Source organism: Pedobacter psychrodurus, from assembly GCF_032678585.1.
In the GTDB taxonomy this organism is placed as follows: Bacteria; Bacteroidota; Bacteroidia; order Sphingobacteriales; family Sphingobacteriaceae; genus Pedobacter; species Pedobacter psychrodurus_A.
Genome location: NZ_JAVTSN010000020.1, coordinates 1 through 11,721, shown reverse-complemented (window position 1 = coordinate 11,721; position 11,721 = coordinate 1). Strand labels below are relative to the sequence as shown.

General features: G+C 39.4%; 8 protein-coding genes. 5 read left to right on the top strand and 3 right to left on the bottom strand.

What is annotated here, in order from left to right:
• Window positions 1–36: 36 nt before the first annotated feature.
• Window positions 37–327, top strand: a complete 291-nt coding sequence (locus tag R2S57_RS14325; RefSeq protein WP_316845640.1) for a hypothetical protein — start codon at window positions 37–39, stop codon at window positions 325–327.
• 508 nt (window positions 328–835) lie between these two features.
• On the opposite strand, the gene dnaK is transcribed toward R2S57_RS14325, so the two are convergent.
• Window positions 836–2,740 carry a molecular chaperone DnaK gene (gene dnaK, locus R2S57_RS14320; RefSeq protein ID WP_316845639.1) on the bottom strand — a complete coding sequence of 635 codons (1,905 nt, stop codon included), beginning with the start codon at window positions 2,738–2,740 and terminating at the stop codon, window positions 836–838.
• Window positions 2,741–3,199: 459 nt separating this feature from the next.
• Here dnaK and R2S57_RS14315 point away from each other — a divergent pair, with 459 nt between their 5' ends.
• Together R2S57_RS14315 and R2S57_RS14310 are read left to right on the top strand one after the other, a co-directional pair.
• Window positions 3,200–3,559 carry a DUF1304 domain-containing protein gene (locus R2S57_RS14315; RefSeq protein WP_316845638.1) on the top strand — a complete coding sequence of 120 codons (360 nt, stop codon included), beginning with the start codon at window positions 3,200–3,202 and terminating at the stop codon, window positions 3,557–3,559.
• A gap of 106 nt (window positions 3,560–3,665) precedes the next feature.
• Window positions 3,666–4,241, top strand: coding sequence for a murein L,D-transpeptidase catalytic domain-containing protein (locus R2S57_RS14310; protein WP_316845637.1), 576 nt, complete (start codon window positions 3,666–3,668; stop codon window positions 4,239–4,241).
• 184 nt (window positions 4,242–4,425) lie between these two features.
• On the opposite strand, the gene R2S57_RS14305 is transcribed toward R2S57_RS14310, so the two are convergent.
• Window positions 4,426–5,613, bottom strand: a complete 1,188-nt coding sequence (locus R2S57_RS14305; RefSeq protein WP_316845636.1) for an SAM-dependent methyltransferase — start codon at window positions 5,611–5,613, stop codon at window positions 4,426–4,428.
• Window positions 5,614–5,902: 289 nt separating this feature from the next.
• Here R2S57_RS14305 and R2S57_RS14300 point away from each other — a divergent pair, with 289 nt between their 5' ends.
• The gene (locus tag R2S57_RS14300) at window positions 5,903–7,639 is read left to right on the top strand and encodes a GMC family oxidoreductase (protein ID WP_316845635.1); all 1,737 of its coding nucleotides are present in this window, start codon (window positions 5,903–5,905) and stop codon (window positions 7,637–7,639) included.
• Window positions 7,640–7,650: 11 nt separating this feature from the next.
• The gene (locus tag R2S57_RS14295) at window positions 7,651–8,283 is read left to right on the top strand and encodes a gluconate 2-dehydrogenase subunit 3 family protein (RefSeq protein ID WP_316845634.1); all 633 of its coding nucleotides are present in this window, start codon (window positions 7,651–7,653) and stop codon (window positions 8,281–8,283) included.
• A gap of 185 nt (window positions 8,284–8,468) precedes the next feature.
• Here the strand turns inward: R2S57_RS14295 and R2S57_RS14290 are convergent, their stop codons facing one another.
• Window positions 8,469–11,438 (bottom strand): glycoside hydrolase domain-containing protein, encoded by a 2,970-nt coding sequence (locus R2S57_RS14290; protein WP_316845633.1) that lies wholly within the window; start codon window positions 11,436–11,438, stop codon window positions 8,469–8,471.
• Between the last annotated feature and the right edge of the window lie 283 nt (window positions 11,439–11,721).

The window sequence follows — 11,721 nt, the reverse complement described above, 5'->3', positions numbered from 1 at the left end:
TACAGACCTGTTAGGTTTAAAAATAACATGAACGTGATGAAAAGAAATAGTTGCAAAGTTTTTCCTTTTATTTTTGCGACAATAATTTTCTGTGTCTTCACTTTTACAACGCTTATTGCAGCCGGCGCTGTTGATGAAGGTACAAATGGAAATAGTGCCATAATACAGGCATTAGCTAAACTATTCTATATCTTTCGTTTTCCAACGCATACCCTATTTTTTAACTTTATGGATGGACGTTTCTTCTTTCTCGGATTAGGCATCAATTGTTTATTCTATGGTTTCATAATAGAGAGAATCGTTTCTGTGTTTAGTAAAAGAAATTAAACAACAGGCCATTTTCAACCATGTCAGGTATATAAGGGTCATATAAGCTTACACAATCGCTATTCAAACCATCCCAAAGCATTAACGTCTCCTACATAAACCCCTGCCCATTGCAGGCGGGCGATAGCAGCGAAAATACTTTTTAAAGCATTGGCCTTAATAGGAAACCATTGCAACAGATGGAAAAGATGCTTAGTTCCTCAGCGCAACAGAAGTTTAAAAGGATTGTAGCGAATGGCGGGGCTGTAATATCCGAAAAGTGCAGAACCATTCGTTTTCAAAATCTTTTGAACCAATATAAGCTAAACAATCGCTATAAAATTATTTTAAAGTTCAAACCTCGCAGGTTTCGAAACGGCGAAGCCCTCAATGGGGCAATTAAAAATTTAAACTATCCGAATTAAACCTGCGAGGTTTAAATCGGATACAAAAAAAGCGTTCCTGAACTTAATCAGAAACGCTTTTTTATATACCCAGGACTCTCGACTTGGGACTGAAGACTCCAGACTTATTTCTCTTCTTTTACTTCTTCAAAATCAACATCGGTAACGTTATCGCCACCACCTTGAGGTTGACCATCAGCTTGTGGTTGCTCACCACCTTGAGGCTGACCGCCATCTTTGTACATTTCCTCAGATGCTACGTTCCATGCAGCTTGCAATTCAGCTTGTGCTGCATCGATATCTGCAAAGTTACGTGATAAATGCGCTGCTTTCAATTTCTCTAAACCAGCTTCGATTGGTGCTTTTTTATCAGCAGATAATTTTTCACCAAACTCTTTTAATTGTTTCTCGGTTGAGAAAATTAAAGCATCAGCACCGTTGATTTTATCAGCTTCTTCTTTTTGCTTAGCATCGTCTGCTGCATTAGCTTCAGCTTCTTCTTTCATTTTTTTGATCTCAGCATCAGTTAAACCTGAAGATGCTTCGATACGGATTTTTTGCTCTTTACCAGTGGCTTTATCTTTAGCACTTACGTGTAAGATACCGTTAGCATCAATATCAAAAGATACTTCTACCTGAGGCACACCGCGAGGTGCTGGTGGAATACCATCTAAAATGAAACGGCCAATTGTACGGTTCTGACCAGCCATTGGGCGCTCACCTTGTAAAATGTGGATTTCTACTGACGGCTGGTTATCAGCTGCAGTTGAGAAAGTCTCCGATTTTTTAGTTGGGATAGTTGTGTTCGACTCGATTAATTTAGTCATTACACCACCCATAGTTTCGATACCTAATGATAAAGGCGTAACGTCTAATAACAATACGTCTTTTACATCACCAGTTAACACACCACCTTGAATAGCAGCACCAATCGCTACAACCTCATCAGGGTTAACACCTTTACTTGGCTCTTTACCAAAGAAAGCTTTAACCGCTTCCTGGATAGCAGGGATACGGGTTGAACCACCTACCAAGATAATTTCGTCGATATCGCTTGTGCTTAAACCAGCATTTTTCAAAGCAGATTTACAAGGATCGATAGTACGTTTGATCAAACTATCAGCCAATTGCTCAAATTTAGCACGGGATAATGTACGTACTAAGTGTTTAGGGCCGCTAGCATCAGCAGTAATGTATGGTAAGTTAATTTCAGTAGAAGTTGTGCTTGATAACTCAATTTTAGCTTTCTCAGCAGCTTCTTTTAAACGTTGTAAAGCCATTGGATCTTTTGCAAGGTCCATGCTATTTTCTGATTTAAACTCGTCAGTTAACCAATCGATAATAATGTGGTCAAAGTCATCACCACCTAAGTGTGTATCACCATCAGTAGATTTTACTTCAAAAACACCATCACCCAATTCCAATACAGAAACGTCGTGTGTACCACCACCACAGTCAAAAACAACAATTTTCATGTCTTTGTGTGCTTTATCTAAACCATAAGCTAAAGCAGCTGCAGTAGGCTCGTTAATGATACGTTTTACAGTTAAACCTGCAATCTCGCCTGCTTCTTTAGTCGCCTGACGTTGTGCATCATTAAAATAAGCTGGTACAGTAATTACCGCCTCTGTAACTTCCTGACCCAAGAAATCTTCAGCAGTTTTTTTCATTTTCTGCAAAATCATTGCAGAAATCTCCTGCGGAGTGTATTTTCTGTCGTCGATTTCAACACGTGGAGTGTTGTTATCACCTTTAACAACTTTATAAGGTACACGCCCAGCTTCTTTCGCACTTTCGTCGTAGCTGTTACCCATAAAGCGTTTAATCGAATATATCGTTTTTGTTGGGTTGGTTATAGCCTGACGTTTAGCAGGCTCGCCAACCTTGCGCTCACCGTTTTCTGCAAAAGCAACAATAGACGGTGTAGTACGTTTACCCTCACTGTTTGCGATAACTACAGGCTCGTTGCCTTCCATTACGCTCACGCAAGAGTTTGTTGTTCCTAAGTCTATTCCAATAATTTTTCCCATTGTATTTTTAATTTCTCTTTTTAAAGTATTATAATTTCTACTCCTATTAAACAATGCTTGTGCCAATTGGTTTTTGGCAGATAATATGTGTAAAAGACTGATAAAATGTAAAAAAAGAGGTCTGATCTTACTGACAGCATGACAGAAAGGGGTGGATGATGTGAAATGGAGGATGGATGAGGGGAAGTAAAAAGGATAAAAACCAAAGCGAAGTATATTTTAAAAAGGGTTTGAAAATGAGAGTTAGTAGTACTTCGGGAACACCTGCCCCGCTATCCGCTACTTCCGATGAAGGATCGGAACCGCTTTTATCGCCAGCCTGCAACGGGCAGGGGTTTAGTTAACAGCTGTTAATGCAAAAAATAACCACAAAGTTTCCTATATTTAAATTACAATCAACCTGTGCAATCATTTAAATCTGTGCAATCCTTTTAAAAAACCTGTGTAATCCAATCTACAATGCAATTAGCAGCTCAAATCTTAATCGGCCTCGTGGCCTTCATCCACATCTATATTCTTTGGCTGGAAATGTTCGCCTGGACCACCAGAGGGCCAAAAGTTTTTAAAACCATACCTAAAGATTTATTTGTGCCCACAAAAACGTTAGCTGCCAACCAGGGTTTGTACAATGGGTTTTTAGCCGCAGGTTTAATCTGGTCGTTATGCATCAACGATCATCAATGGAAGTTTTATGTGGCCATATTCTTTTTAACCTGTGTAATCATTGCCGGTATTTATGGCGCGGCAACAGCGAGTAAAAAGATTCTTTATGTGCAATCAATCCCGGCTTTAATTGCATTGATTTTATTACATCTGTAAGGTCGATCCTGTAGGTTGGTATTGCAACCATCCAACGTAGTAAATTTCTATCGGTCGCGTGTCGCACCGACCGAAATAATTAATTCTTTAGAGCCATTCATCATATATGCACAAGCTGTTCGCTCTTCTTATCTTATTTACACTATTCGGTTTTAAACCCACGGCCAATAACAAAATAAGTGAAAAGAGAATTAACGAAGCCTTAGCTTTCTGCAAGAGAAACAAGATGGATACCTCAATCGTCATTATGGTTGATATGAGTATTCATTCAGGTAAAAACAGACTATTCGTTTACGATTTTAAGCAAAAAATAATTACGATTGAAGGATTGTGCGCTCATGGAGTTGGCGGTGGCAGTACGCCAAATAAACCTGTTTTTAGTAACAAGGAAGGTAGTTATTGCACTTCTTTGGGCAAATATAAAGTTAAAGGCCGTGCTTACAGCAACTGGGGCATTAATATCCATTATAAAATGCATGGCTTAGAAAAAACAAATAGCAATGCTTTTAAACGGATTGTGGTTTTACACTCTTATACCCCTGTCCCTAATCAAGAAATTTATCCGCAAACTTTATTCGGACAAAGTGCCGGCTGCCCTGTTTTATCAGATGGTACCATGCGAAAAATAGACGCAATACTCAAAACCAGGAAAAAGCCGGTATTGCTTTGGATTTATGAATAATATTCAAAGTATAAAAAGCGATCGTCACCCTGAACTTGTTTCAGGGTCTATTTTGCAAGGGGATTGATCCTATCAGTCGGTATTTCTCCGACCGAAACGCCATATATGTTTTTATAATTGTGTGATAGATGCTGAAATAAATCCGATAGCTATCGTATCAGCATGACGACGGAACTAGAAAAAACTACAACTCAAACAATCTTTCCAAATGATGGTAACCGATGCCAAAGTATTCCTTGCTCGCTTTAATCTTGAGTAAAATCTCCGCTTTTCGCTCAGCGCCATGCGCCTTGCCCTTTAGCCCCACCACAAGTACATTTTTTGGCGTATGGGCATCCGAAATAAATTCAAATACCTTGGTTTTATATCCAAAATATTCTAAAATAAGCGCCCGTATCCCATCAGTTACCATTTCGGCCTGACGTTCTAAAAAGATGCCATATTTTGTTAAAAAGGAAACATCATTTTTCACTTTATTTTGCTCAATTTCCCTACGGATCTGTTTATGGCAACACGGTGCAACCACAATGAGTTCGGCATTGGCTTTAATTCCTTTAAAAATGGCATCATCTGTTGCCGTATCGCAGGCATGTAACGCAATTAACAGGTTAACATCATCAGCATTATAATCTTCAATCGTTCCCTGAACAAAATTTAATTGATCAAAAGCAGCTTTATCCGCAACCTGATTACACAATTCGACCATATCCTGGCGATACTCTACCCCAACCACTTCAGTTTCCAATTTCAAAACCGAATGCAGGTAATCGTATAATGCAAAAGTTAAATAACCTTTCCCTGAGCCCATGTCGGCTACTTTTTTAATCGTACCCGCAGGCAGCTCTTTAATTAAAGAACTTAAAATTTCAATATAATGGTTAATCTGGCGGAATTTATCCTGAGCGTTTTTAAACACTTTACCATCGGCATCGGTAATTTTTAATTCCGTTAAATAAGATTTTGAATCAGGCTTGATTAATCTCGCTTTTTCTTTGTCGTGACTGGCAGAAGGTGCCGCTTTAGCCGACGCCGCTATTTCTCTCAAAACAACCTTGCCATTGTTCAGCTCTTCCAAAATCAGATCTTTTTCTGTAGTAAACAAAGTGCCGATTTTAAATCCTTTCTCCAGATAATCAGAGATTAAAGATATCGCCTCATCAGGAGCATAATTTTTCACCACATCGCGTGTTTTATAGCGATAGGTAATTGCCAGCTTTTCCTCGCGTTTGATCACAATTTTACGGATCAGCATTTGTTTTAAGGCTTCTTCTTCGCCTTTATAATTCCCTAAAGAAACTTTTACAAAAGTTGCTGCATTCAGGCTTTCTTTTAAAGCTGTGGTGAATTGTTCTCTATATAATAACACTGGCATCGATAAATTTGAATACAAAGATAATCAAGTTTATCTGGAGCAGCACATACAGGGCATAATGTAACAATAGGGCGACTTTATAAATAAATGGAAGATGTAAAATGTAATGTGGACAGCCGTTTTCACCTCAAAAAATCGTTGGCATTGCATTAAACAAATGAATGAGGTAATACGATTTAGAAATACTGGCGGAGTTATTATCTATATTGATTCCAAAGAAGCCGAACACTTTTATTTCAAAAAATTAAGCTTTAGATTAGAGTTTATAAAAAACATCTAACCACAATTCATGAGTGACTTTCAGATAAAAAAATCGCCTACCGTTTATGATGCCATTGTTGTTGGCTCTGGTGCGGGTGGCGGAATGGCTGCATATGTTCTGGCGCATGCAGGTCAAAAGGTTTTAATGCTCGAAGCCGGTCAAAATTTCGATCCACGTTTAGATTCACATCAATTAAAATGGCCTTGGGAATCGCCACGTCGTGGTGCAGGTACTGTTCGGCCATTTGGCGATTTTGATGCTTCTTACGGTGGCTGGGAATTAGAAGGAGAACCTTATACCCAGAAAAACAAAAGTGAGTTCGAATGGTTCCGTTCGCGTATGCTGGGTGGTCGTACCAACCACTGGGGAAGAATTTCGTTACGAATGGGTCCCCAGGATTTTAAGCCTACCGATGGTTTAACCGACGATTGGCCGATTACTTATGCCGATGTTAAACCATTTTATGACAAAGTAGATCGCATGATCGGTATTTATGGAACAGCAGAAGGTTTAGAAAATGAGCCTGATGGGATTTTCATGAAACCACCAAAACCTAGATTAAATGAACTTTTTATCAAAAAAGGGGCAGAAAAAGCAGGTGTAAAAGTAATTACTGGTCGTGGATCTGTATTGACAGAAGCATTACCCAATAATAGCGATCGTGCACCTTGTTTTTACTGCGGTCAATGCGGCAGAAGCTGTAAAGTTTATGGCGATTTCTCTTCTTCATCCTGTTTGGTAAACCCCGCTGTAAAAACCGGAAATCTTACTGTAATTACTGATGCAATGGTGCGTGAAGTGATTACCGATAAAGATGGAACCGCCAAAGGTGTTTCTTATGTAAACCGTAAAGACCTGCAAGAATATCAGGTTACTGGCAAACTGGTTATTTTAGGTGCCAGTGCCTGCGAATCTGCCCGTATACTATTAAATTCAAAATCATCATCACATCCAAACGGTTTGGCCAACAGTAGTGGTGTGGTAGGAAAATACCTGCACGATTCTACAGGCGCAAGCGTTTCGGGTTTTCTTCCGCAGTTAATGGACAGAAAACGTTATAACGAAGATGGTGTGGGTAGTGTGCATATCTACTCGCCCTGGTGGTTAGATAACCGGAAATTAAACTTCCCACGTGGTTACCACATTGAGTATTGGGGCGGAATGGGTATGCCTGCCTACGGCTTTGGTGGCGGCGTAGCACAAATGAACGGAATGGTGCCAGGCCGAGATGGTAAAATGAAAGAAGCCGGAGGTTATGGAAAATCGTTAAAAGATGATTACCGCCGTTTTTATGGAACAGGTGTAGGTATGGCTGGTCGTGGTACCGCAATTGCCAGAGAGAGCAACTATTGCGAAATAGATCCCGATACAGTAGATAAATATGGTATTCCGGTTTTAAGGTTTAATTATAAATGGGACAAAGATGAAGTTCTACAAGCTAAACACATGCAGGAAACTTTCCTTTCCATTATGAAAGAAATGGGCGCAGTAGTAACTTCTGAAATTCAAGGCGCAGATACCAACTATGGTTTACTTAACCCAGGAAAAATTATCCATGAGGTTGGGACGATCCGCATGGGTGACGACCCTAAAAAATCAGCGTTGAATAAATATTGCCAGGCACATGATTGCAAAAACCTGTTTGTGGTAGATGCCGGTCCGTTTGTACAACAAGGTGATAAAAACGCGACCTGGACCATTTTAGCCCTTTCGATGCGTACTGCCGAATATATTTTAGCTCAAAAGAAAAAACAAAACATTTAAAGAATTACTATATGAACAGACGTGATTCCATAAAAGCATTAGGTTTAACAGTTGTGAGTACTACTGTATTATTAGAAGCCTGTAAACAGCCCGATGCCAAAACCGATATTACAGCACCCGAAGAAACAGGAAAGGAAACCGGAAGAGAACCATGGGAAATTGAACGCGATAAAAAACTAAAATCAGAAACCTATTTCACCAAACATGAAATGGCTACGATTACGGTTTTGGCTGACATTATCATTCCTAAAGATGAGGTATCGGGCAGCGCATCCGACGCCAAAGTGCCAGAATTTATCGAGTTTATTGTAAAAGATATCCCCGAACATAAAGTACCCATGCGTGGCGGTCTGAAATGGCTCGATGTGTACAGCTTTAATAAGTTCCAGAAACCCTTTGTGGAAGCATCTGCAGATCAACAAATTTCGATTGTAGATGAAATTGCCTACCCTAAAAAAGCCCGACCAGAAATGCAGGCAGGTGTAACCTTTTTCAATAGAATGAGAAATTTAACAGCGTCAGGTTTTTACACTACAGAGATTGGGGTAAAAGATATTGGTTACGTAGGTAATGCACCGAATCAATGGGCCGGCGTTCCTCAAGATGTACTGAAGCAGTATGGCATGGAGAATGTGAAGGTATAAGCATATACAAAAGAAGTCAAGTTTTTAGTAGCAAATTGGCCATAAAACTTGACTTCTTTGATTCACAATATTGTTCCCCGTTTGCAACGAGGATAAATGAGAAGATCGATTGTATCGATCTTAATTATAAGTACACATTATAAATGTGTTTCTCAATAATCCCGATTGCAAATCGGGATTATAACTTACTCCACGATCAAGATCAAACCTTTTCCTTTTTCTACAAGAACCGATTTTCCTTCAGGGTAACTTCCTGCTATTTGAAATTTGTCGATTGCTGGTGCTGCTATTTTCACTTTACCGGCATCTAAACCCAGTTTAGCCCAATCAATCGTCAGATTAACCCTTACATCGCCCTGTGCCCAACTGGCTAAGGCAATCATCGTTTTACCTTTTTGTTTATAAACTGTTGCCAATACTTTGGCGTTATCGGTTTTAACCGGACAGTTTTCGCTCCAGTAACCGATCATTTGAGATCCTTTTATACCAAAGTTATCCCAGGCCTTCCACAAAGGTTTCGGATCACTTTTGTCAGACCAGCCTAAGCGGCTTGTCATGCCGTAAATCATACCACGCCAAGGGTTTCCATCATCTTGCAACATCTCTCCCATTAAACCGAAAGGAATTCCGCTTACTTCGGTTAAAAAGAAATCAGGATTGTTTTTTTGATAATCGAAATATTCGCCAAACCATAAACGGTTCAGGTAAGGGAAATGCTCCAGATATAAAATGGCGCTATTGTTAAAACCATCGCTTTTATTGTATTGGTTTGCCGAGTGCAGATCAATAATACCAGGATGATTATTTTGGGTCAGTACACGTTTTATGCGTTTCATCGTTACACGATCAAAAGCCACATCATCTAAATATACACCATCTATGCCCACATTATTCACCAACCAGTTCATTCCTTCTACATAATAGTTGTGCCAACGGTTCATTCCACTGTTAATTACTGCGGCATCTTTAATTTCGGGCACAAACCACGCGGCTATATAATTAGAGTCTAAATGTTCCTGTAGCCAGCTAAAACCTCCGCCCTTACCAGGAGAATAAACTTCAGTGCCTAAACTTCTTAAAGCAGGCCACTCGTAGGCATGATTGGATAATTCACGCACGGTATTATAAATTTTTACTTTTAAACCTTTCGCGTGTGCATTATCAATATAACCTTTCATCTTTTTCCATTCTATGAATGGATAATTGATCCAGGGGTTAATTGGTGTAGCATGGTGAATATTCACTACCGTTGCTCCTGTTGATTTAATCGTATCTAAGTCACCATATTTATGATAAAAACGGTTGTCCCACTGAAAATCGGTATCAATTAAGTGAAAAGGCGTGATCAATAAATTGAAATTGTAATACAGCACATCGCCTTTTTTCATACTTCTGGCACCCGTAAAGTTGTCGGCAAGCATCGAACTTCCTTTTACATTGATCTGGATCCCACCTTTATCCCCATTTCCCCACGATTTTGGCAATAATAAGGGCTTCTGAAGATAGAAATTCGTATTCAGCGGGCGAACATAGTTTTCATCTCTTAAGTTGTAATACAGGCCCGCATTTACGTTCCCGATCCAAACAGCATCCTGGTTTTTATTCGCTACATCCCATTTCCATTTTACCGTATCTGGCCTAACGCCGCCTTTTTCACCTAAACCCATCAAATATTTTGTTGAATTCTTTTCAAAAGGGATATGAAAATCAACATTGCTAAATTCTACATCTTTTAAAGCGGTTACCTTAACCACATAATGCACATAACCATCAAATTCTAAGGCTCCTTCCAAATCCATTTTCAGGTTATCGGAAGTATTTGTTGCCATCCATTTCACTGTTCCGGCTTCTTTGCTGGTAATCTGGAAATTATTTGGAACAAATTTCTCCTGCGTTTTTGGTGTATTAAAAAAGTGAAAGTGGATTGGTTCAGCTAAAATATTATTTGGCTTTTCACTATAAGCGGTCATCTCTGCGTTAAAGAAAGTTTGGATTTGTTTAGGAAAACCATCAGCGTTGATTTCGAATTTTCTCCCTAAAAGCGATATTACATTTCCATCAACCGTTAGTGGTGTGTATGGGGCAACTACAGTGTTCGACTGCGCCAAAGTAGAATTTAACCAGGTTAAACGGGTCTGTTTATTTGGCGTTCCTACACCCGCGTCAGCTAACACCTCATTACCAACAGTAATTTTAACATCAATCACTCTAGACTTTCCCTTGGCTTTAACCGTAAATTTACCAGTGTAGGTACCAGCAGCAGTATTCTTGGGAACATTAACGGTAATCCACATCGGTTGAATTTTACCAGTAGCTACATTTACGGTTTCAACCAAAGCTCTATTATCATAACTCGTTCCATTGGTATTTAAACAGTTGATGTATTTAGAAGAAATTACTTTTCCTGTGTTGGTTTTCAAATCTCCAAAGCTCACAGTCAGGTTACTTAACTCTTTCAATGCGAATACACCCAATTGGAAAGCATAATTTTCCCCTTTACTTGCTGAGCCAACAAATGAATTGCTTGCTCCTTTTTGTACCCAGCGGTAAGGCAGATCATGCTGCATTTTGATCGGATACATTCTGTCTTCAGGAAATACGATAAAGGCTTCAGACGGATATTTGGCTTTTATAGCCGATGTTTCTTTTGCTGTAGCAATCACTTCCATCGGATAGAAGGAGTTGAAAGCATCTATAGATTGGATCTCAATCACAACAGTGTTTACTTTAACCTGTTTCGCAGTAGTTAACCAGTCTGGGTCGACTTGCTTAGGTTTGATGTAAACTCCCTTTGGGTAATTGCTCCTGCCTTCGTTTTTATACGCCAGATAATACACATAATATTTTCCAGCGCCAGAAGCCTCGAAATAAATATCAGCACTTTCCCTGGTCAGCTTATCTGTACCAATAACAGAAACCGTTTTACCATTGGCATCCTGAATGATGATGCCTTTTAATTCTGGATGTTCATCCCTCCTGCGCCAATCAATTTTGGCATGCGCTATTTTACCAGTGCCGGCAAATTGAACAACAACCCTGTGGTTACCCAACGAATCAGGGTTCCAGGCATTGTTACCGTTGGTATATTTTAGTGTTTGTGCGTTAAGAGATAGCTGTCCGAAAAGACAGAGCAATAAAAAAAGCCTAAATTTCATTTCAAATTTGTTTGAGGCTAATTTATAGATACCCAGCTGAAATAATGCTATGTAATGAAAAAATGAGACAAACGTTTGTCTATTTGGTTCATTGGTTCATTAGTTCATTTGTTCATTTGTCAATGGTTCAGTGGTTCATTGGTTGAGCGCATTTTGCCTAATGGAGTTCATTCATAGTGGTTTCAGATGTTACCATCTGACACAGAAACTTAATCCCCCTATAATTCCATCCTATTCATAGTTCTGCAACCGTCAGATGATAATATCTGACGCCACAAAACGG

Excerpts from the sequence above, each read along its gene's own strand:
- R2S57_RS14295 (WP_316845634.1), top strand. The coding sequence starts at position 7,651 with ATGAACAGACGTGATTCCATAAAAGCATTAGGTTTAACAGTTGTGAGT.
- R2S57_RS14290 (WP_316845633.1), bottom strand. The coding sequence starts at position 11,438 with ATGAAATTTAGGCTTTTTTTATTGCTCTGTCTTTTCGGACAGCTATCT.
- R2S57_RS14305 (WP_316845636.1), bottom strand. The coding sequence starts at position 5,613 with ATGCCAGTGTTATTATATAGAGAACAATTCACCACAGCTTTAAAAGAA.
- R2S57_RS14325 (WP_316845640.1), top strand. The coding sequence starts at position 37 with ATGAAAAGAAATAGTTGCAAAGTTTTTCCTTTTATTTTTGCGACAATA.
- R2S57_RS14300 (WP_316845635.1), top strand. The coding sequence starts at position 5,903 with ATGAGTGACTTTCAGATAAAAAAATCGCCTACCGTTTATGATGCCATT.
- R2S57_RS14310 (WP_316845637.1), top strand. The coding sequence starts at position 3,666 with ATGCACAAGCTGTTCGCTCTTCTTATCTTATTTACACTATTCGGTTTT.
- dnaK (WP_316845639.1), bottom strand. The coding sequence starts at position 2,740 with ATGGGAAAAATTATTGGAATAGACTTAGGAACAACAAACTCTTGCGTG.
- R2S57_RS14315 (WP_316845638.1), top strand. The coding sequence starts at position 3,200 with ATGCAATTAGCAGCTCAAATCTTAATCGGCCTCGTGGCCTTCATCCAC.